This is a genomic window from Streptomyces parvulus (assembly GCF_014648855.1).
GTDB classification, from domain to species: Bacteria; Actinomycetota; Actinomycetes; order Streptomycetales; family Streptomycetaceae; genus Streptomyces; species Streptomyces parvulus.
In genome coordinates this window covers 374,065-394,266 of sequence record NZ_BMRX01000003.1, presented here as the reverse complement: position 1 = coordinate 394,266, position 20,202 = coordinate 374,065, and the positions used below count along the sequence as shown (strand labels likewise).

The window sequence follows — 20,202 nt, the reverse complement described above, 5'->3', positions numbered from 1 at the left end:
CTGCCTACAAATTCCCGGAAGGACCGACCCATGGCGTTCGGCTGGATCGACGAGCAGGACCGGGCGCGCCGCGAGGCCGGGCTCGTACGGGTTCTGCGCCCCCGCCCGGCCGACTCGCCCCTGCTGGACCTGGCGAGCAACGACTACCTCGGACTGGCCCGGCACCCGGAGGTCACCGAGGGCGCGGCCCGCGCGGCGCGCACCTGGGGCGGCGGCTCGACCGGCTCCCGTCTGGTGACCGGCACGACGGAGCTCCACACCGAGCTGGAGCGCGAACTGGCCGGATTCTGCGGCTTCGAGGCCGCGCTGGTCTTCTCCTCCGGCTACGCGGCCAACCTCGCCGCGGTCACCGCGCTGGCCCCGTACGGCAGCCTGGTCGTCTCGGACGCGGGCAACCACGCCTCGCTGATCGACGGCTGCCGGCTGGCCCGCGGTACGACCCAGGTCGTGGCGCACGCCGAACCGGACGCCGTGCGCAAGGCGCTGGCCACGCACGACGGCCCCGCCGTCGCCGTCTCCGACACGGTCTTCTCGGTCGACGGCGACGCCGCTCCGCTGGCCGCCCTCGCCGAGGCGTGCCGCGAGCACGGCGCGGGTCTGGTCGTCGACGACGCGCACGGACTCGGGGTCCTCGGCGAGGGTGGCCGGGGCGCCCCGTACGCCGCGGGGCTGGCCGGCCGGGACGACGTCGTCGCCACGGTCACGCTGTCCAAGTCGCTGGGCGCCCAGGGCGGCGCGGTGCTGGGACCGGCCAGGGTGATCGGCCACCTGGTCAACGCCGCCCGGACGTTCATCTTCGACACCGGCCTCGCCCCCGCCGCGGCGGGCGCGGCCCTCGCGGCGCTGACCCTGCTGCGCCGCGAGCCGGAGCGGGCGGCCCGGGCCCGCGCCGTCGCCGCCGAACTGCACGCGCGCCTGACCGCGTCGGGCCTGGCGGCGGTGCGGCCGGACGCCGCGGTGGTCTCGGTGCGGGCGCCCTCCGCGGAGACGGCCGTGCGGTGGGCGGCCGACTGCCGCACGGCCGGGCTCTCCGTGGGCTGCTTCCGTCCTCCTTCCGTGCCGGACGGGGTCTCGCGGCTCAGGCTGACCGCCAGGGCGGACCTCTCCGGGGAACAGATCGCACACGCGGTACGGGTGATCGGCGAGACGCGACCATGAGTCGGCGTGGCATGGCCGTGCGTCGTCCGACGCCCCGCGGGACGGTCAGGGCCGGCGTACCCCGGCGGTGAAGCACGTCCAGCTCTCGGGGGAGAAGAGCAGGGCGGCCCCGGCCGGGTTCTTGGAGTCCCGCACCGCGAGCAGTCCGGCCCAGCGGCCGGCCGGCGGCCGGGCCGTCTCCACGCAGTTGTTCGCTCCCGTGCTGTAGCTGCTGCGCAGCCACCGGACGCCGGTGAGATCGGTGCCGGCAGGGATGTGCCCCGGGATTTCGGACATGGAGCCTGACATGGTGCCTCCTTACGCGCCTGCCGCGGTCGCGGCGATGAAGTCCAACGAGTCCTCGGGCGAAAGGGCATGGATCAGAAGGGCGTTGAAGGCCTCGGTATAGGCCTCTAGGTCTTCTTTCCGTTCGAGGTGCAGGCTACTCGTCAAGTGGTCTAGAACAACCACGTCCAGATCAGAAGTGTTCGAAAAAGAGAAGATTACGAAAGGGCCGGTAACACCGATGTGCGCCCCGGCGGCAAAGGGCAATACCTGGAGCCTGACATGGGGCAGCCGCGCCTCCTCCACCAGCCGCTCCAGCTGACGGGCCATCACCCCGGGCCCGCCCACCTGCCGCCGCAGCACCGCTTCGTCGAGCACCGCGCTCAGCTCCAGCGGCGGATCGCCGCGCAGCACGTCCTGCCGGGCCAGCCTCACCTCCACCAGCGCGTCCAGCCGTTCCTCGGGCATCCCGTCCACAGCCGCCCGCGTCACCTCCCGCGCGTACTCCGGGGTCTGGAGGAGGCCGGGGACCACCGTCGTCTCCAGCGTGCGCATCGCGCCGGCCTGCGACTCCAGGCTGATGAAGTCGCGGTAGGTGGGCGGCAGCACCCCCCGGTAGGCGTGCCACCAGTGGTGCCGGCCGCCCGCGTCGTCGGAGCGCGCCAGCATCACCAGCAGGCCGCGCAACTGGTCGTCGTGCACGCCGTAGGCGTCGAGGAGTAACCGGACGTCGGACGGTTTCGCCCCGCTCGTGCCGGTCTCGATCCGGCTGACCTTCGACTGGTGCCAGCCCACCAGCCGCGCCGCCTCTCCACTGGTGATGCCCGCCGTCGTGCGCAGGGCGCGCAGTTCCGCGCCCAGCTTCCGGCGGCGCACCACGGGACCGTGCTGCATGGGCCACTCCCTTACTCCTTATGGGCCGCCCAAATCCGCTCTGCCGTCGCAGAGTTCACCGCTTCGAGCGACAGATATATGCATATCTTGGTGGATCGCCGCCCTTCGCGGGCCGGGTGATGGCAGTCTGGCGGCGAAGCACCAGTCCGGGACCGTACTCGAACCATCCGGCCCGTGCCGGACCGCGGTCCCGTGAGAAAGGGACGACGTCGCCATGGCAGATCACCTGGAAGCATCCGTCACGCTGCCGAGCGATCCCGCCTCGGTGGCCGCCGCGCGGACCTACGTGGCCGGCACGCTGGTCGAGTGGGGCCTGCCGGCCGACGCCGACCTCTCCGACACGGTCCGGCTCATCGTCTCCGAACTGGCGACCAACGCGGTCCAGCACACGTTCGGGCAGTCCCCCACCTTCACGGTGGACCTCGCCCTCGACCGGGACGAGCGGCTGCGCATCGGCGTCACCGACAGCCATCCGCGTTTCCCCAAGCGCCTGCCCGCCGCCGTGCAGCAGGACAACGGGCGCGGCATGGTGATCATCCGCTGGCTGACCGCCGAGTGCGGCGGCAGGCTGCGGGTCCACCCCACGCGGGAGGGCGGCAAGACCGTCTGCGTCGAACTCCCCTGGACCGCCCCCGGCCGGCCGGTAGCCCCCGGGCCGGCCACGGCCGCCGAGTACGGGGCGCACCCGAGGGGATGACGGCGGACGCGGCGCCGTCATCCCCTCGGAAGGGCTACGCGGTCACCGGCCTACTTGACCCGGCCGTACAGGACGCTTCCGGTCCAGATCTTCTGGAGGCGCACCACGTCGCCGGTCTTCGGGGCGTGCCAGAGCTTGCCCTTGCCGGCGTAGATGCCGACGTGGTAGACGCTGCGGCCGGAGTGGAAGAAGACCAGATCCCCCACCTTGCGTTTCTTGGCCGAGATGTGACGGGTCTTGTTGTACTGCTGGGCGGCGGTGCGCGGCAGCTTCTTGCCGGCCTTCTTGAACGAGTACAGCGTCAGGCCGGAGCAGTCGAACCGGCGCGGTCCGACGGCCCCCCACTTGTACGGGGAGCCCTTCTTGGAGGCGGCGACCTTGAGGGCCTTCGTCGCATGCGTCGCCGCGGCGGCCTCCGAGGCGAAACCGGGGACCACGACGGAGCCGCCCACCGCGGCGAGAGTGAGGGCCGAGGCCGTACCGGCACGAGCCATCAGGGACGGGACACGATTGAGCGCGGACATGCGCAACCCTTCGTCAGCCGCCTGTGAAGGATGACCTGTCGGATTCGGGCTGGCGAAGTTGCCCGGCCGCACGAGTGCGGCTTCACCCCAAGGGCTGCTCGGTCCGGCACCTCTCACGGAGGCGACCGCTCCGGCGACCCGTCGTGCTCGGGTCCTCCACTCCTGCCGATCCACTTCCCTCGCGACCGGTCGTCCGGACGGCGGCAGGACTCGGCGTCCGCCCGGACCGCCCCGCCGCTGCGGCGGGGGCTTGTCGTCAGTCACGGATCTTGTCTCGCCGGAACGCGAAATCCCAACGGAACGTGGCTTTTGTGTTGTTACTCACCACTCACCCGTTCGGGTGGACGGCCCTGTGTTCGATCAACGGTCGTAGGCGGTGCCGACGCCGGGACCAGCGGCGCAGCGCGAACCACGGCCGCCGGTGGGGGAGTGCCGCGCAACCTCGACCGGCCGCGAACAGGGCGTGTTCCTAAGCCGAAAGGGGGTACGTCTTTTGGTCCGTTTCGAAACCGGCCGACTCAACTCTCGGAACACGGCGGAAGGGTGAGCCGCCCCGTCCGCCGGTCGCCGTCCAGTACGCGCAGGGCCCGGGCGAGGGTGGACGCGTGCAGCTCGGTCTCGCCGCGCGCGTGCATCAGCTCCAGCGCGTCGCGCAGCGCCGCCGCCTTGGCGACCAGTGCCTGGGCCGCCCGCAGCCCCCGGTAGGTGTCGCCGTCCCGGGCCGGGTTGACGCGTCCGAGCAGGTCGACGACGTCCAGGTAGCGGTCGATCAGCTCCGCCTCGGCGCGGGTCAGAGCGGGCAGGGGCGGCAGTTCCGGCGGCAGCACCGGCCGTTCACCGCTCACGGGGCGCCGGGGAGGCGCCGGGGCGGTCGGTGACGACGCGGTCCACCAGCCCGTACGCCACGGCCTGTTGGGCGTCCAGGACGGTCTCCCGCTCGACGTCCCGCGCCACCTGCGCGGGACCGCGGCCCGTATGCCGTCCGAGGATCTCCTCCAGGCGGGCGCGGATCCGCGTCAACTCCTCGGCCCGGGCGGCCAGGTCGCCGGCCCGCCCCTCCAGTGGCTCGGTGAGCGACGGCTGACGGAGCACCACCCGCGCCCCGGGCAGGATCGCGCGCTTGCCGGGGGTCCCCGCCGCCAGCAGTGCCGCGGCGGCCGCGCCGGCCTGCCCGAGGCAGGTCGTCTCCACGTCGCAGGCCAGGTACCGCATCGTGTCGTAGATCGCCGTCATGGCCGTGAAGGAGCAGCCCGGGGAGTTGACGTAGAGGGAGACGGGCCGGTCGGGATCGCGGTGCTCCAGGAGCATGAGCTGTGCCACCACGTCATGGGCAGAGGCCTCGTCGACCGCCGTCCCGAGCGGGACGATCCGTCCCTCCAGCAGCTTCGCGTACGGATCCGTCGTGCGGGCCCCGGCGCCGGTGCGCTCGGTGAACTCGGGCGGGACGTGGTGTGCGGACGGTCGGACCATGACGAGCCCCCTCCTCGTGGCGGAACCCGCGCGGCCGCACCGGTTCCGTAAAAAATGTACAGGACGTACGTTGCGGAGGTGGGGGATCGCCGGAATGCGAGGGTTCAGTGGTGTCGCGGGGACCTTGCCGCGGGGCGTCCGGGCCCGGCGGTCACCGCGCGGGCGGCGGCTCGTGCAGGCCGAAGAGCGAACCCTGGTCGTCGCGGCACAGCTTGAAGCGGCCGAACCGGGCCGCCGACTCCGGGTCCTCCTCGCCCTCCTCGTTCTCCTCGCCGAGAGCCTCCACGGAGCCGCCCAGCTCACGCACCCGAGCCACGGCCGCGTCCAGGTCGTCGACCCGGAAGAACAGGTAGGGCGCGGCGCCCGGATCGCCGCCGTGCATGCCGCCCGGCAGCCCGGCGGTGCCGATGGAGAACCCGCGCCCCGTGGGGCCCGCTTCGAGGGTCCAGCCGAACAGGGTCCCGTAGAAGACCCGCCCGCGTTCGGGGTCCGCCACGCCCAGCTCGAAGAAGGACGGTTCGCCTGTCATGGGGTGCCTCCCGCGGTGCGGCGGCCTCGGGTCGTCTCGTTTTCATCGTCCACCCGGAGCCGCGGCGGCGCAGCCGCTCGTCGCGGGCCGAACCGTAAGCTGGGGACATGGCCTACGAGATTCCGGTGACGCAAGCCAGGGCTGAGCTCGCCGACCTGATCAACCGGGTGGTGTACGGCGGTGAGCGCGTCGTCGTGACACGCCACGGCAAGCCTCTCGTCGCCCTCGTCTCCGCCGCCGACCTGGAGCGCCTGGAGCAGCCCGGGGACCCCTCGGAGGGCCAGGTGGTCACCTCGGTCACCGGTGTCCAGGACCCGCCCGCCGCACCGCCCCGCGAAGCCCACCGCTTCGGCATCGCCGCGGAGCACCGCGGACCGAAGCCGGCGTAGCGTCCGCGGGCCGAAGCCGGCGTAGCGTCCGCCGAACGGGTGCCCGCGTGCGGGCAGGCGTGAGCACGTCGGCACGACCGGTAATCAGTCGGTCAAAACCCGGTCATGCGACGGAAACACGCCAGCCGTACGCTCCACCCTATCCACCTGCGGTTTTAGCGAAAACGGCAGGTACTCGGCGGCCCATTCGTGTGTGTTACATCTTGAGCCGCCGTGGTGGCCGCGGCCGCCGGACCGCCCGGATCCGGCGTCATGTCCTGTGAGGTGGTACATGCAACTGACCCCGCACGAGCAGGAGCGACTGCTCATCCATGTGGCCGCGGACGTGGCGGAGAAGCGCCGCGCGCGAGGCGTGAAGCTCAACCACCCCGAGGTCGTCGCGCTGATCACCGCGCACATCCTCGAAGGCGCCCGCGACGGGCGCACCGTGGGCGAACTCATGTCCTCCGGGCGCAAGGTGCTCCAGCGCGACGAGGTCATGGAGGGCGTCCCCGAGATGATCCACGACGTGCAGGTCGAAGCCACCTTCCCGGACGGCACCAAGCTCGTCACCGTCCACGAACCGATCGTCTGACGGGCGGCCATGATTCCCGGAGAGATCCTCTTCGCCGACACACCGGTCCCCTTCAACGAGGGCCGTCCGGTCACCCGGCTCACCGTCCTCAACACCGCCGACCGCCCCGTCCAGGTCGGCTCCCACTACCACTTCGCCGAGGCCAACCCCGGCCTCGAGTTCGACCGCGCGTCGGCGCACGGCGCACGGCTGAACATCGCCGCCGGCACCGCCGTCCGGTTCGAGCCCGGCATCCCCGTCGACGTCGAGCTGGTGCCCCTGGCCGGGGCCCGCGTCGTCGTGGGGCTGCGCGGCGCCACCGGAGGTGCCCTCGATGCCTGAGCTGTCCCGCGGCGCCTACGCCGACCTCTTCGGCCCGACCACCGGCGACCGGATCCGCCTCGCCGACACCGACCTGCTCGTCGAGATCGAGGAGGACCGCTCGGGCGGTCCCGGCCGCTCCGGCGACGAGGCCGTCTTCGGCGGCGGCAAGGTGCTGCGCGAGTCCATGGGCCAGGCGCGGACCACCCGCGCCGAGGGCACCCCGGACACCGTCGTCACCGGCGCCGTGATCATCGACCACTGGGGTGTGGTCAAGGCAGACGTCGGCATCCGGGACGGCCGGATCACCGGCATCGGCAAGTCCGGCAACCCGGACACCATGGACGGCGTCCACCCCGGGCTCGTCATCGGCCCCGAGACGGAGGTCATCGCCGGCAACGGCAAGATCCTCACCGCGGGCGGCATCGACACGCACGTCCACTTCATCGCGCCCGGCGCCGTCGACGAGGCGCTGGCGTCCGGCGTCACCACCCTGATCGGCGGCGGCACCGGACCGGCCGAGGGCAGCAAGGCGACCACCGTCACGCCGGGCTCGTGGCACCTGGCGCGGATGTTCGCCGCCCTGGAGTCGAGCCCCGTGAACATCGGCTTCCTGGGCAAGGGCAGCACCATGTCCAAGGAGTCGATGCGCGACCAACTGCGCGCCGGCGTGCTCGGCTTCAAGATCCACGAGGACTGGGGCGCCACCCCCGCCGCCATCTCCGCCTGCCTGGACGTCTGCGAGGAGTCCGGCGTCCAGCTCGCCGTGCACACCGACACCCTGAACGAGGCGGGCTTCGTCGGAGACACCTTCGACGCCGTCGCGGGCCGCACCCTGCACGCCTTCCACGTCGAAGGGGCGGGCGGCGGTCACGCGCCCGACATGATCACCGCGGTGTCGCTGCCCAACATGCTGCCGGCGTCCACCAACCCGACCCGGCCGCACACCGTCAACACCGTCGAGGAGCACCTCGACATGCTGATGGTCTGCCACCACCTGAACCCCGCCGTCCCCGAGGACCTGGCCTTCGCCGAGTCCCGGATCCGGCCCAGCACCATCGCCGCCGAGGACGTCCTGCACGACATGGGGGCGATCTCCATCATGGCGTCGGACGCGCAGGCCATGGGACGCATCGGCGAAGTGATCATGCGGACCTGGCAGACCGCGCACGTGATGAAGCGCCGCCGCGGCTTCCTGCCCGGCGACACCCGGGCCGACAACCGCCGCGCACGCCGCTATGTCGCCAAGTACACGATCAACCCGGCCGTGGCGCAGGGCATCGAGCACGAGGTCGGCTCCGTCGAGACCGGCAAGCTCGCCGACCTGGTGCTCTGGGAGCCGCGGTTCTTCGGCGTGAAGCCGCAGCTCGTCCTCAAGGGCGGGCAGATCGCGTACGCGCAGATGGGCGACGCGAACGCCTCCATCCCGACGCCGCAGCCGGTCCTGCCGCGCCCGATGTTCGGCGCGCACGGCACGGCCCCGGCCCGCAACTCCGTCGCCTTCGTCGCGGAGCAGGCCGTCGAGGACGGTCTGGCGGAACGGCTGGGCATCGGGCGGGAGCTGGTGCCGATCCGCTCGACGCGCGGCCGTACCAAGGCGGACATGCGGGAGAACGACGCGCTGCCCCGCGTGGAGGTCGCCGCGGACTCCTTCGCGGTGACCATCGACGGAGAACTCGTCGAGCCCGCGCCCGTCGCCGAACTGCCGCTGGCCCAGCGGTACTTCCTCTTCTGAGGCCGGGATGAGCCGCGCAGCACTGCTCGTCCTCGCGGACGGCCGCTTCCCCGCCGGAGGGCACGCGCACTCCGGCGGGGCGGAGGCCGCCGTCCGGGCGGGCCGGGTGACCGACGCCGCGACCCTGGAGGCGTTCTGCCGGGGACGGCTGCACACCGGCGGCGTCGTCGCGGCCTCCCTCGCGGCGGCCGCCGCCCTCGGAACCGACCCCGTGGAACTCGACCGCGCCGCCGACGCCCGCACGCCCTCGCCCGCCCTGCGCACCGTCGCGCGCAGGCTCGGGCGGCAGCTGACCCGGGCCGCGCGGGCCACCTGGCCGCATCCCGAACTCGACGCGCTGGCGGCGAGGTTCCCGAAGGGCGCGCACCAGCCCGTCGTACTGGGGGTGGCCGCGCGCGCGGCGGGGCTCGGGGCGCTGGACGCGGCCTACTGCTCCGCCTACGAGGGGGTGAGCGGGCCGGCCACGGCGGTCGTGCGGCTGCTCAGCCTCGATCCGTTCGACGCGACCGGGGTGCTGGCCCGGCTCGCCGCCGACGTGGACCTCGTGGCGCGGGACGCCGTCGAGGCGGCGGGGCGCGTCCGGGCCGAGGGGACCGGGGTGCTGCCCGCCCGGTCCGCGCCGTTGCTGGAGATCGCGGCGGAGGCGCACGCGGGGTGGCCGGTCCGGCTGTTCGCCTCGTAGTCCTCGTGGTCCTCGTGGTCCTCGTAGTCGTCGTAGTCGTCGTAGTCCTTGAAATCCTCGTAGACCGCGCAGGCCTCGCAGGCCGCGCAGTCGAATTCCCTTCACAGGAGCCGTCACATGCACCTTGACCACGACCACGACCGTCCCGCCGCCGTCTCCGCCGACGCCCGGCGGCCCGACGGCAGCCGCCGGGCCGTGCGGATCGGACTCGGCGGGCCCGTCGGGTCAGGCAAGACCGCCACCGTCGCCGCGCTCTGCCGGGCGCTGCGCGAGGAGTTCTCGATCGCCGTCGTCACCAACGACATCTACACCCGCGAGGACGCCGAGTTCCTGCTCCGCGAGGCGGTGCTGCCGCCCGAGCGGATCACCGCCGTGGAGACCGGGGCCTGCCCGCACACCGCCATCCGGGACGACATCTCCGCCAACCTGGAGGCCGTGGAGGACCTGGAGGACGAGGTGGGGCCGCTCGACCTCGTCCTCGTCGAGTCCGGCGGCGACAACCTCACCGCCACCTTCTCCAAGGGGCTCGTCGACGCCCAGATCTTCGTGATCGACGTGGCAGGCGGCGACGACATCCCGCGCAAGGGCGGACCCGGCGTCGCCACCGCCGACCTGCTGATCGTCAACAAGACCGACCTCGCCCCCCACGTGGGCTCCGACCTCGCGCGGATGGCGGCCGACGCCAAGGCGGCCCGCGGTGAACTGCCCGTCGCCATGCAGTCGCTGCGCGGCGAGGACGGGGCCCGGGAGGTCGCCGAGTGGGTACGGGGGCGGATCGCCGCGTGGACCGCGTGACCGCTCCGGGCGGTGTGCGGGCGCGGGCCCGTGTCCTCGCCCGCGCCGACGGGCGCGGCGGCACCTCCCTGCCCGTGCTGGAGGGCGAGGGGCCGCTCGCGGTGCGACGGACCCGGGGGAGCGGGGCCGAGGCACGGGTGATGCTGGTCGGCGCGATGAGCGGACCGCTCGGCGGTGACCACTTCACGGTGACGGCGGAAGCGGCCCCCGGCGCCCGGCTGCGGGTCGGCTCCGCCGCGGCCACCCTGGCCCTGCCGGGGCAGGAGAAGGCCGACGCCCGCTACGACGTCCGGCTCACGGCCGGCGAGGGCGCCGACCTGCGCTGGCTGCCCGAGCAGCTGATCTCCGCCCGGGGCAGCGACCTGTACGTCGGCACGCGCGTCGACCTCGCCGCCGGGGCCCGGCTGCTGCTGCGCGAGGAGCAGGTGCTCGGGCGGGCGGGGGAGGAACCCGGCCGGCTGACCAGCCGTCTGACGGTGCGGATCGACGGGCGCTGCGTCCTCGACCAGGAGCTGGCCTGCGGTCCCGGTGCCCCGGGCGGCTGGGACGGCCCCGCCGGACTCGCCGGGCACCGCGCGGTCGGTCAGCTGGTCGTCGTACGGCCCGGGTTCGCGGCCGAGCCGCCGGCCGCCCGCGTCCTCGGGGAGGGCGCCGCCGTCATGCCGCTGGCCGGTCCCGCGGCCCTGGTCACGGCGGTGGCGCCGGACGCGCTGCGGCTGCGGCGGCTGCTGGACGGGGCGTTGGCCTCACTCGGGCGCGACTAGCGAACGCTTTTCTCCGTTTATCGGATTGGCAAAGAAGTAGCCCCGAGTCTGTCGCCGGCCGACGCACAGCCGCGAGGATCCCCGTACTTGTCGCGAACACGTACGGGGAGGACCACTTGAGCAGGAGCACAACGCGGCGCAGGGCCACGGCGTTCGGCTCGGCCGGAGTGCTGGTCACCGCCACGCTCATGGCGGGCGCGGTCACGGCACCCGCCGCGAGCGCCGCACCGGCGACCGACCGGCCGACCGCGCGGGGCTGGGACCACGAGGCCCGCGGTGCCGTCATCGCCGCCGCCCGCGCCGCCCGCGCCGGAGTCGACTGGCAGGACTGCCCGGCCGACTGGAACCTCCCCAAGCCGATCCAGTGCGGCTACGTCACCGTGCCGCTCGACTACGCCAAGCCGTTCGGCAAGCAGATACGGATAGCGGTCGACCGCATCGGCAACACCGGCACGAAGTCCGAGCGCCAGGGCGCCCTCCTGTACAACCCCGGCGGCCCCGGCGGCTCCGGACTGCGCTTCCCGGCCCGCGTCACGAGCCAGAGCGCGGTGTGGGCCGACGCCGCCAAGGCCTACGACTTCGTGGGCTTCGACCCGCGCGGCGTCGGCAAGTCCGCGCCGATCTCCTGCGTCGACCCGCAGGAGTTCGTCAAGGCCCCCAAGATGGACCCCGTGCCCGGCTCCGAGGCCGACAAGCTCGCCCAGCGCAAGCTGGCCGCGGAGTACGCCGACGGCTGCCTCGAGCGCAGCGGCGAGATGCTCCCGCACATGACCACGCCGAACACCGCCCGCGACCTCGACGTCGTCCGGGCCGCCCTCGGCGAGAAGAAGCTCAACTACCTGGGCGTCTCCTACGGCACCTACCTCGGCGCCGTCTACGGCACCCTCTTCCCCGGCCACGTGCGCCGCATGGTCGTCGACAGCGTCGTCAACCCCTCCCGCGAGAAGATCTGGTACCAGGCCAACCTGGACCAGGACGTCGCCTTCGAGAAGCGCTGGAAGGACTGGCAGGACTGGGTCGCGAAGAACGACGCCGCCTTCCATCTCGGCGGCACCCGCGCCGAGGTCCAGGAGCAGTGGCTGAAGCTGCGCGCCGCCGCCGCGAAGGAGCCCCTGGGCGGGGTCGTCGGCCCGGCCGAGCTGATCTCCTTCTTCCAGAGCGCCCCGTACTACGACTCCGCGTGGGCGCCGACCGCGGCCGTGTTCGCCAAGTACGTCGCCGGCGACACCCAGGCCCTCGTGGACGCCGCCGCCCCCGACCTCTCCGACACCGCGGGCAACGCCTCGGCGGAGAACGGGAACGCGGTCTACACGGCCGTGGAGTGCGCCGACGCCCAGTGGCCGTCCGACTGGCGCACCTGGGACCGGGACAACACCGAGCTGCACCGCGACCACCCGTTCATGACCTGGGCCAACGCCTGGATGAACCTGCCCTGCGCCACCTGGCCGGCCAAACAGCGGACCCCGGTGGACGTGAAGACCGGCCCGGGTCTCCCGCCCGTGCTGATCGTCCAGTCCGAGCGGGACGCGGCCACCCCGTACGAGGGCGCCGTCGAACTGCACAAGCGGTTCAAGGGATCCCGCCTCGTCACCGAGCGGGACGCCGGCTCGCACGGCGTCACCGGGCTGGTCAACCCCTGCGTCAACGACCGGGTCGACACCTACCTGCTCACCGGCAAGGTGGACGCCAAGGACGTGACCTGCGCCCCGCACGCCACGCCCAAGCCCTGACGGGCCCGCGACGCGCGACGAGGGGGCGGCCGGTCCGACCGGCCGCCCCCTCGGGCGTTCCTCAGTCCCGGCGTGCCGCCAACCAGGCGTCCTCCGCCGCGTAGTCGAAGAGGTCGCCGTAGGCCTGGAACATCTTCGGGTACGCCTCCCGCCAGTCGCGTCCGGCCAGCCGCTCCTCGATGAAGGCGACCGTCTCCGCCAGGCCGTCGGCGTACCGGCCCACCGGGCGGTAGCCCAACTGGCGTTCCGCCTCGCCCATGTCGCACACGACGGGCGCCGCCACCGACCACGGCGTGTCGCCCACCGTGTCCGCGGGCGGCGGTCCGTCCACCAGGACGTCCTCGGTCTCCACGCCCATCACCGCGTCGACGGCCCGCGCGATCTCGGCCACCGCCGGCGCGTCCGGGTCGACCGCGTTCAGGACGCGGGTGCCGGGCCGGGAAGCGGCCAGCCGGACCAGTTCGGCGATGTTGTGCACACCCGCCGGGTGGAAGCGGCTCGCGCCGCCGTACGCCAGCACGCGCCGCCGCCTGCCGTCGAGGTTGCGCCCCACGAAGTACAGCTCGCGCGGTGTGCGGCAGTGCGGGCCGTGGACCGCGCCCGCGCGCAGCAGGGTCGCGGGCAACCGGTCGCCCGCCGCGAGGAGTTCACGCTCCAGCGCGGCCTTGCGGGTGCTGTAGGACGAGTCGCCCGGCTCCACCGTGCGCTGCGACTCGGGAAGCGGCACGGGGTAGTGGGGGAAGCCGCCGGGCTCGGCCTGGGTGTCGAAGTTGCGGCCCCGGTCGTCCTCGTACACCGAGACGCTGGAGACGACCACCACCGAGCCGGCCCGCCCGGCGAGCGCGGCCAACTGCCGTGCGTGCCCCGCGTCGAAGGCCACCGTGTCCACCAGCACGTCGCAGCCCTCGCCGACCGCCGCCGAGAGCGCCGCGTCGTCCTCCCGGTCGGCCCGCACCACCCGTACGTTCTCGGGCCAGCGCGCGTCCCGGCCGCCGCCCCGCGAGACGGCGTCCACCTCCCAGCCGTCCCGGGCCAGCGCCGACACCGTCGCCCGCCCGATCTGCCCCGTCGCCCCGATCACCACTGCACGTGTCATACGCCGACCGTAGGCGCGCGCCCCCGGGTGCGGCCACGGGCTTCTGCCGACAGCAGACCCCAGGCCCCGGTGGTTCCCTCTAGCGGTGCGGCAGACGCGGGAACCGGCGCCCCTGCGCCGCCTTCCGAGCCGCCTCGGCCTTCACGTCGGCGGCGTACCGGTCGACGTACTCCTGACCGGACAGCGACAGAATCGCGTACATGATCTCGTCGGTGGCGGCGCGCAGCACGGCCTTCTCGCCCTCCATGCCCGCGTAGCGGGAGAAGTCCAGGGGCTCGCCGAAGCGGATCACCACGGGGTGCACCTTGGGGATCTTCCGGCCCGGCGGCTGCGCCTCGAAGGTGCCGATCATCGCGCAGGGCACGACCGGCACGCCCGCCCTGATCGCCATCACGGCGACGCCGACCTTGCCCTTGTAGAGCCGCCCGTCGTGCGAGCGGGTGCCCTCCGGATAGATGCCGAGCAGCTCGTCCCTGCCCAGCACGCCCAGTCCCTCGCGGATGGCGGCCTGCCCCGCCTCCTTGCCCGAGCGGTCCACGGGGATCTGCCCGGCGCTGCGGAAGAAGAACGCGGTCAGCCGGCCCTTGAGGCCCGGTCCGGTGAAGTACTCGGCCTTCGCCAGGAAGGTGATGCGGCGTCGGAGCACCGCGGGCATCAGGAAGTGGTCCGAGAAGGAGAGGTGATTGCCCGCCACGATCGCCGCCCCCGACGCCGGTACGTGGTCCAGGCCCTCGATCCTGGGCCGGAAGACCAGCCTCAGCAGCGGACCCAGCAGCACGTATTTGAGGACGTAGTAGAACAAGGCGGCGCTCCTCGGTCCGGCGGGACGGCTCGATCGCCGTGTTCTCACTGGTCAACCGGCGTCGGCCGGGGTGCCAGTGTAGGTGCGGGCCGGGCCCGCCCGGAACCGGACGTGCCCGGCCCGCCGGCCGTGCTCCCGTCAGAACTTGGGCGTCGGCGCCTGCGCCTCCACCATCTCCGCGGCCTCCTCCTCGCTCTGCACCGACGGCGGCGAACCCTCCAGCGGCTGCTGGGCCGTCTCCTTCATGCAGGCCACCGCCACCACACCGATCAGGGCCGCGGCCATCGCGTAGTAGGCCGGCATCATGTCGGAGCCGGTCACGCTGATCAGCGCGGTGATCACCAGCGGCGTGGTGCCGCCGAAGATCGACGCCGACAGGTTGTAGCCGACCGACAGGGAGCCGTAGCGGACGTTGGTCGGGAACATCGCCGGCAGCGCCGCCGACATCGTGCCGAGCAGGCACACCAGGGACAGACCGAGCATCAGCATGCCCGCGGAGACCGCGAGCAGACTGCCCTCCTGGACCAGCACGAAGGCCGGCGCGGACAGGACGAAGAAGCTGACCATGCCGGTCATCAGCAGGGGCTTGCGGCCGAAGCGGTCGGACAGCCGGCCCACCTGGTTGATGATCAGCATCAGCAGCACCATGGTCGCCACCAGGATCATCAGCCCGTGGCTCTCGCTGTAGTCCAGCTCGTCCGACAGGTACGTCGGCATGTACGACAGCAGCATGTAGTCGGTGATGTTGTAGGCGCCGACCAGCGCGATGCACAGCACCAGCGACCGCCAGTGGGTGCGGAAGATCTTGGCGAGGTCACCGCGCGTGGTGGTCTCCACCGCGTTCGCCGCCTCCGAGATGTGGACGTTGGAGTCCTCGAGCTTCAGGAACGCGGGCGTGTCGTCCAGCTTCAGCCGCAGGTAGATGCCGACGATGCCGAGCGGCGCCGCGACCAGGAACGGGATGCGCCAGCCGTAGGAGTCCATGGCGTCGCTGCCCAGCCAGGCGGTGAGCCCGGTGACCAGGCTCGCCGCGCCCGTGTAGCCGGCGAGCGTGCCCAGCTCCAGGAAGCTGCCGAAGAAGCCGCGCCGCTTGTCGGGCGCGTACTCGGCGATGAACGTGGAGGCGCCGCCGTACTCACCGCCCGTCGAGAAGCCCTGGAGCAGCCGGAAAACGATCAGCAGGACCGGGGCCCAGAAGCCGATGGCGTCGTAGCTGGGGATGAGGCCGATGGCGGCCGTGCCGATCGCCATCAGGATCATGGTCAGCGCGAGGACCTTCTTGCGGCCGATCTTGTCGCCCATCGGGCCGAAGAACATGCCGCCCAGCGGACGCACCAGGAAGGCCACGGCGAACGTGGCGAAGGAGGAGAGCAGCTGCGCCGTGTCGCTCCCGGACGGGAAGAACACCCGGCCGATGGTGCCGGCCAGATAGGCGTAGATGCCGAAGTCGAACCACTCCATGGCGTTGCCGAGGGACGCCGCCTTCACGGCGCGCTTGACCGCGGCCTCGTCCGTGACGGTGATGTCCGAGCGGCGCAGCTTCGGGTTCTGCCGGCGCTTGATGGCCCGGAACAGGGTCCGGTGGCGGCGCACCGCCGCGGCGTCGGGTTCCTGGCCGTTGTCGGTGGGGGACGTGGCGGCCTCCCTTTCCACGCGCAGTCACCCCTGGCGGAGTGCTGCTCGGTCGTACGAATTCTCAGGTCGTACCGTTCCCCCGATCATGCTGGGTATGGTCGTGACTTCGGTCATGTGGTTGAGCCGATGAGGTGACCGGGCGCCGTGGGTACCCTGCCCGCATGCGCATCGCCGTCTCCTCCGACATGGACGAACCCGTGGCCCGGCTCCTCGTGGAGGAGCTGCGCGGCCGGGGACACGAGGTGCTCCCGCACGGCGCGCTCAGACCGGGGGCGGACGCGCGCTGGGCGGTCTGCTCGGAGCGGGCGGCGCGCGAGGTCGCCGACGGCCGGGCCGACCAGGCCGTGGTCTGCTGCTGGACCGGCACGGGCGCGTCGATCGCCGCCAACAAGGTGCCGGGCGTGCGCGCGGCCCTGTGCGCCGACGCCTACACGGCCGACGGGGCCCGCCGCTGGAACGACGCCAACGTGCTCGCCCTCAGCCTGCGCCTGACGTCGGCGCCGCTGCTGGGGGAGATCCTCGACGCCTGGTTCGCGGGCGGCCCCAGCGAGGACGCCGAGGACCGCGACAACGTGACACGCGTGGAGCGGCTCGACCGGGGCCGAACCGCTCCGTAACCGCACGTCGGGGGCGCACTCCGTCAGGACGTCAGGACCTTCTCCAGCGTCCCGAGCGCCCCCCGCAGCTCCTCACCGGTGACGGTCAGCGGCGGCGCCAGCCGGATCGTCGAGCCGTGCGTGTCCTTGACGAGGACGCCCTCGCGCATCAGCCGCTCGCTGATCTCCCGGCCGGTGCCCAGCGCCGGGTCCACGTCGACCCCCGCCCACAGGCCCCGCGCGCGGAAGCCGACGACGCCCCTGCCGACCAGCGCGGCCAGCCCCTCGCGCAGCACCGCGCCCAGCTCCGCCGCCCGGCGCTGGAACTCGCCCGTCTCCAGCAGCTCCACCACCGCCGTGCCGACCGCCGCGGCCAGCGGATTGCCGCCGAACGTCGAACCGTGCTCGCCCGGGTGCAGCACGCCCAGCACGTCCCGGCGGCCGACCACCGCCGACACCGGCACGATGCCGCCGCCCAGCGCCTTGCCGAGCAGCACCACGTCCGGCTCGACCGACTCGTGCGCGACGGCGAGCGTGTGCCCGGTGCGGCCGAGCCCCGACTGGATCTCGTCCGCGACGAACAGGCAGCCCGCCCGCCGGGTCAGCTCCCGCACCCCGGCCAGATAGCCGTCGTCCGGGATCAGCACGCCCGCCTCGCCCTGGATCGGCTCGATCAGCACCGCCGCCGTCGTCTCGTCGACCGCCGCCTCCATGGCCGCCAGATCGTTGTACGGCACCACCCGGAAACCCGGCGTGAACGGGCCGAAACCCGCGCGGGCCGTCTCGTCCGTGGAGAAGCTGACGATCGTCGTCGTGCGGCCGTGGAAGTTGTCCGCCGCGACCACGATCGTCGCCCGGTCCGCCGGGACGCCCTTCACGTCGTAGGCCCACTTGCGGGCCACCTTGATGCCGCTCTCCACCGCCTCCGCGCCGGTGTTCATCGGCAGCACCATGTCCGTGCCGGTGAGCCCGGCCAGCCGCTCGGCGAAGCCCGCCAGCCGGTCGTTGTGGAAGGCGCGCGAGGTGAGCGTGAGCCGGTCCAGCTGGCGGTGCGCGGCCTCGATCAGCGCGGGGTGGCGGTGCCCGAAGTTGAGCGCCGAGTACCCGGCCAGCATGTCCAGGTAGCGGCGGCCCTCCACGTCCTCGACCCAGGCGCCCTCGGCGCGGGCCACGACCACGGGCAGCGGATGGTAGTTGTGCGCGAGGACCGGCTCCTCGGCGCGGATCAGCTCCTCGGAGCCGCGGGCGGGGGCGGGGGCGGTCATGAGCGGGCCTCCCGGATCTCCTGGGTACAGCACTTGATGCCGCCGCCGGCCTTCTGGAACTCGGACAGGTCGACGGGCACGGGGACGTAGCCCCGGCCGGCGAGCCGGTCCGCCAGCGCCCCGGCCCCGGGCGCGATGAACACGTGCCGCCCGTCCGAGACGGAGTTCAGCCCGAACGCCATGGCGTCCTCGCGGGTGGCGAGCACCGCGTCCGGGTACAGCCGCTCCAGCACCTCACGGCTGCCCGGCGAGAACGCCTCCGGGTAGTAGGCGATGTTCCCCGCGCCGCCGTCACCGCCGTCGTCGAGCACGAACAGCGCCGTGTCCAGGTGGTAGAAGTACGGGTCCACCAGCGTCAGCGACACCACGGGCACTCCGAAGTACTCCTGCACCTCGCGGTGCGCCTCGTGCGTGGTGCGGAACCCGGTGCCGGCCAGGATCCACCGGCCGGCCGGGACCAGGTCTCCCTCGCCCTCGCACACCGCCTCCGGGTGCTGGACCTCGAAGCCCCGGGTCTTGAACCACGCCTCGAAGGGCACGGACTCCGGACGCCGCTCGGGCGCGTGGAAGAGCGAGCCGAAGACCCGCCCCTCCACCACGACCGCGCAGTTCGCGGCGAAGACCATGTCGGGCAAGCCCGGGACGGGTTCGACGCGGTCCACGGTGTGGCCGTGGGCACGGTAGACGTCGACCAGCGCCTGCCACTGGTCGAGGGCGCGGATGACGTCGACCGGCCGGTCGGTGCTCATCCACGGATTGATCGCGTACTGCACGGCGAAGTGTCGGGGTTCGCAGACCAGGAAGCGCCGTCGGCGCGGCACACGGGACTCGGGCACAGAGGGGTACCTCCGCTCCTCACGGTGTGTAATTGTGGGTTGACACCACGGTAGAAACTGACGACCGCGCGCGACAAGCGACAAGGGCTGCGTGTTGCCGCACGATCGCTGCGTCTTCCACCAGGTCAGCGCAGGTCTGCTGCGCCTTCGTGGGCCAGCAGGCCCGCTCCCGCCTCCGCACTGTCCGGGATCAGGTGGGACAGCACCATCACACTGATCGTCTTCCGGATGAACGGCTCCGCACGGATCCGCTCCAGCACCTCCTCGAAGTGCTCCACGTCCCGCGCCCGCACGTGCAGCAGCGCGTCCGCGCCACCGGTCACCGTCATCGCCGCCCTGATCTCCGGATAGCCCCGTACCACCTCCGCCAGCCGCCTCGGCGGCGCCGCCCCCTCGCAGTACACCTCGACGTACGCCTCGGTGCGCCAGCCCAGCGCGGCGGGCCGCACCGTCGCCGTGAACCCGGTGATCACCCCGGTCTCCCGCAGCCGGTCCACCCGGCGTTTGACCGCCGTGGAGGACAGCCCGATCTCGGCGCCGATCTCGGCGAAGGACGTCCTGGCGTTCGTCATCAGCGCGGTGACGATCTTCCGGTCGAGATCGTCGAACGGGGTGGTCCTGCTGTTCATGCGGGCACTGTATCCAGCGGATACGTCCACCCCCGGCCCGTGTGCAGGCGTACGGATTACTCCTACACTCCAGCCTCATGCTGCGCGCCCTCGCCGTCGACGACGAACGACCCACGCTCGAGGAACTCGTGTACCTGCTGAACGCCGATCCCCGCATCGGCGCGGCGGAGGGCGCGAGCGACGCGACCGAGGCGCTGCGCCGCATCAACCGGGCCCTGGAATCGGGCCCCGACGGGCCGGACGCCATCGACGTCGTCTTCCTCGACATCCAGATGCCCGGCCTCGACGGGCTCGACCTGGCCCGGCTGCTGACCGGCTTCGCCCGGCCCCCGCTGGTCGTCTTCGTCACCGCGCACGAGGACTTCGCCGTGCAGGCCTTCGACCTGGACGCCGTCGACTACGTCCTCAAACCCGTACGCCGGGAGCGGCTGGCGGAGGCGGTGCGCCGCGCCGTCGAGCAACGCGGCAGCACCCACCCCGCGCCACGCATACCCGTCCACGAACCCGACCCCGACCACATCACCGTGGAACTGGGCGGCGTCGCCCGCTTCGTCCCCGTCGACGACATCACCCACGCCGAGGCCCAGGGCGACTACGCCCGCCTGCACACCGACAAGGGCAGCCACCTCGTCCGCATCCCCCTGTCCACCCTGGAGGAACGCTGGCGGGCCCGCGGCTTCGTCCGCATCCACCGCCGCCACCTCGTCGCCCTGCGCCACATCGGGGAACTCCGCCTGGACGCGGGCACCGTCAGCGTCCTGGTCGGCACCGAGGAACTCCAGGTCAGCCGGCGCCACGCCCGTGAACTGCGGGACCTGCTCATGCGGAGGCCCTGACC

24 protein-coding genes and 1 riboswitch are annotated in these 20,202 nt (G+C 72.8%); of the genes, 12 read left to right on the top strand and 12 right to left on the bottom strand.

Features of this window, described 5'->3' with window-relative positions:
- Positions 1-30: 30 nt before the first annotated feature.
- The gene (locus IE108_RS07310; protein WP_064726715.1) at positions 31-1,158 is read left to right on the top strand and encodes an 8-amino-7-oxononanoate synthase; all 1,128 of its coding nucleotides are present in this window, start codon (positions 31-33) and stop codon (positions 1,156-1,158) included.
- Between the two features lie 45 nt (positions 1,159-1,203).
- On the opposite strand, the gene IE108_RS07305 is transcribed toward IE108_RS07310, so the two are convergent.
- Both IE108_RS07305 and IE108_RS07300 read right to left on the bottom strand, forming a co-directional pair.
- The gene (locus tag IE108_RS07305; RefSeq protein WP_064726714.1) at positions 1,204-1,434 is read right to left on the bottom strand and encodes a DUF397 domain-containing protein; all 231 of its coding nucleotides are present in this window, start codon (positions 1,432-1,434) and stop codon (positions 1,204-1,206) included.
- Between the two features lie 21 nt (positions 1,435-1,455).
- Entirely contained in the window at positions 1,456-2,316 is an 861-nt protein-coding gene (locus IE108_RS07300; protein ID WP_064726713.1) for a helix-turn-helix domain-containing protein, read from the bottom strand.
- 214 nt (positions 2,317-2,530) lie between these two features.
- On the opposite strand from IE108_RS07300, the gene IE108_RS07295 reads away from it, so the two are divergent.
- Positions 2,531-3,013: an ATP-binding protein gene (locus tag IE108_RS07295; protein WP_064726712.1), complete on the top strand. Its 483-nt coding sequence runs from the start codon at positions 2,531-2,533 to the stop codon at positions 3,011-3,013.
- A gap of 50 nt (positions 3,014-3,063) precedes the next feature.
- Here the strand turns inward: IE108_RS07295 and IE108_RS07290 are convergent, their stop codons facing one another.
- From IE108_RS07290 to IE108_RS07275, 4 genes are all read right to left on the bottom strand, one after another.
- The gene (locus tag IE108_RS07290; RefSeq protein WP_064726711.1) at positions 3,064-3,537 is read right to left on the bottom strand and encodes a C40 family peptidase; all 474 of its coding nucleotides are present in this window, start codon (positions 3,535-3,537) and stop codon (positions 3,064-3,066) included.
- Positions 3,538-3,540: 3 nt separating this feature from the next.
- Positions 3,541-3,683: riboswitch (cyclic di-AMP (ydaO/yuaA leader) on the bottom strand.
- A 372-nt stretch (positions 3,684-4,055) separates the two neighbouring features.
- Positions 4,056-4,364 carry a hypothetical protein gene (locus IE108_RS07285; protein ID WP_064726710.1) on the bottom strand — a complete coding sequence of 103 codons (309 nt, stop codon included), beginning with the start codon at positions 4,362-4,364 and terminating at the stop codon, positions 4,056-4,058.
- A gap of 7 nt (positions 4,365-4,371) precedes the next feature.
- On the bottom strand, positions 4,372-5,007 hold the full coding sequence (locus tag IE108_RS07280) for an ATP-dependent Clp protease proteolytic subunit (RefSeq protein ID WP_064726709.1): 636 nt from the start codon (positions 5,005-5,007) through the stop codon (positions 4,372-4,374).
- Between the two features lie 151 nt (positions 5,008-5,158).
- Positions 5,159-5,536, bottom strand: a complete 378-nt coding sequence (locus IE108_RS07275) for a VOC family protein (RefSeq protein ID WP_064726708.1) — start codon at positions 5,534-5,536, stop codon at positions 5,159-5,161.
- 107 nt (positions 5,537-5,643) lie between these two features.
- On the opposite strand from IE108_RS07275, the gene IE108_RS07270 reads away from it, so the two are divergent.
- The 8 genes from IE108_RS07270 to IE108_RS07235 all read left to right on the top strand — a co-directional run bounded on the left by IE108_RS07270 (position 5,644) and on the right by IE108_RS07235 (position 12,505).
- Positions 5,644-5,925, top strand: a complete 282-nt coding sequence (locus IE108_RS07270) for a type II toxin-antitoxin system Phd/YefM family antitoxin (protein WP_064726707.1) — start codon at positions 5,644-5,646, stop codon at positions 5,923-5,925.
- A gap of 271 nt (positions 5,926-6,196) precedes the next feature.
- On the top strand, positions 6,197-6,499 hold the full coding sequence (locus IE108_RS07265) for an urease subunit gamma (protein ID WP_064726706.1): 303 nt from the start codon (positions 6,197-6,199) through the stop codon (positions 6,497-6,499).
- 9 nt (positions 6,500-6,508) lie between these two features.
- Positions 6,509-6,820: an urease subunit beta gene (locus tag IE108_RS07260; protein ID WP_064726705.1), complete on the top strand. Its 312-nt coding sequence runs from the start codon at positions 6,509-6,511 to the stop codon at positions 6,818-6,820.
- Positions 6,813-8,534 carry an urease subunit alpha gene (locus IE108_RS07255; protein WP_064726704.1) on the top strand — a complete coding sequence of 574 codons (1,722 nt, stop codon included), beginning with the start codon at positions 6,813-6,815 and terminating at the stop codon, positions 8,532-8,534. The genes IE108_RS07260 and IE108_RS07255 overlap by 8 nt, the downstream gene beginning before the upstream one ends.
- Before the next feature lie 7 nt (positions 8,535-8,541).
- Positions 8,542-9,216 carry an urease accessory protein UreF gene (locus tag IE108_RS07250; RefSeq protein WP_064726703.1) on the top strand — a complete coding sequence of 225 codons (675 nt, stop codon included), beginning with the start codon at positions 8,542-8,544 and terminating at the stop codon, positions 9,214-9,216.
- Positions 9,217-9,333: 117 nt separating this feature from the next.
- Complete coding sequence (gene ureG, locus IE108_RS07245; RefSeq protein WP_064726702.1) at positions 9,334-10,011, top strand: urease accessory protein UreG; 678 nt, start codon at positions 9,334-9,336, stop codon at positions 10,009-10,011.
- Positions 9,999-10,775, top strand: coding sequence for an urease accessory protein UreD (locus IE108_RS07240; protein WP_064726701.1), 777 nt, complete (start codon positions 9,999-10,001; stop codon positions 10,773-10,775). Before ureG ends, IE108_RS07240 begins: the two co-directional genes overlap by 13 nt.
- 188 nt (positions 10,776-10,963) lie before the next feature.
- Positions 10,964-12,505: an alpha/beta hydrolase gene (locus IE108_RS07235; protein WP_079163434.1), complete on the top strand. Its 1,542-nt coding sequence runs from the start codon at positions 10,964-10,966 to the stop codon at positions 12,503-12,505.
- A 61-nt stretch (positions 12,506-12,566) separates the two neighbouring features.
- Here the strand turns inward: IE108_RS07235 and IE108_RS07230 are convergent, their stop codons facing one another.
- The 3 genes from IE108_RS07230 to proP all read right to left on the bottom strand — a co-directional run bounded on the left by IE108_RS07230 (position 12,567) and on the right by proP (position 16,056).
- Complete coding sequence (locus IE108_RS07230) at positions 12,567-13,601, bottom strand: NAD-dependent epimerase/dehydratase family protein (RefSeq protein WP_107420075.1); 1,035 nt, start codon at positions 13,599-13,601, stop codon at positions 12,567-12,569.
- A 79-nt stretch (positions 13,602-13,680) separates the two neighbouring features.
- Positions 13,681-14,403 (bottom strand): lysophospholipid acyltransferase family protein, encoded by a 723-nt coding sequence (locus tag IE108_RS07225; protein WP_064726698.1) that lies wholly within the window; start codon positions 14,401-14,403, stop codon positions 13,681-13,683.
- A gap of 138 nt (positions 14,404-14,541) precedes the next feature.
- A complete protein-coding gene (gene proP / locus IE108_RS07220; RefSeq protein WP_064726697.1) occupies positions 14,542-16,056 on the bottom strand; it encodes a glycine betaine/L-proline transporter ProP in 1,515 nt (504 codons plus the stop codon).
- A 143-nt stretch (positions 16,057-16,199) separates the two neighbouring features.
- On the opposite strand from proP, the gene IE108_RS07215 reads away from it, so the two are divergent.
- Entirely contained in the window at positions 16,200-16,655 is a 456-nt protein-coding gene (locus tag IE108_RS07215) for an RpiB/LacA/LacB family sugar-phosphate isomerase (protein ID WP_064726696.1), read from the top strand.
- Positions 16,656-16,678: 23 nt separating this feature from the next.
- On the opposite strand, the gene rocD is transcribed toward IE108_RS07215, so the two are convergent.
- The 3 genes from rocD to IE108_RS07200 form a co-directional block, all read right to left on the bottom strand.
- Positions 16,679-17,899 (bottom strand): ornithine--oxo-acid transaminase, encoded by a 1,221-nt coding sequence (gene rocD / locus IE108_RS07210; RefSeq protein ID WP_064726695.1) that lies wholly within the window; start codon positions 17,897-17,899, stop codon positions 16,679-16,681.
- Positions 17,896-18,735 (bottom strand): dimethylargininase, encoded by an 840-nt coding sequence (ddaH, locus tag IE108_RS07205; protein ID WP_064726694.1) that lies wholly within the window; start codon positions 18,733-18,735, stop codon positions 17,896-17,898. Before ddaH ends, rocD begins: the two co-directional genes overlap by 4 nt.
- Before the next feature lie 125 nt (positions 18,736-18,860).
- Positions 18,861-19,364 (bottom strand): Lrp/AsnC family transcriptional regulator, encoded by a 504-nt coding sequence (locus tag IE108_RS07200; protein ID WP_064726693.1) that lies wholly within the window; start codon positions 19,362-19,364, stop codon positions 18,861-18,863.
- A gap of 77 nt (positions 19,365-19,441) precedes the next feature.
- Between IE108_RS07200 and IE108_RS07195 the strand changes: the two genes are divergently transcribed.
- Positions 19,442-20,200, top strand: a complete 759-nt coding sequence (locus IE108_RS07195) for a LytR/AlgR family response regulator transcription factor (protein ID WP_064726692.1) — start codon at positions 19,442-19,444, stop codon at positions 20,198-20,200.
- Positions 20,201-20,202 lie beyond the last annotated feature (2 nt).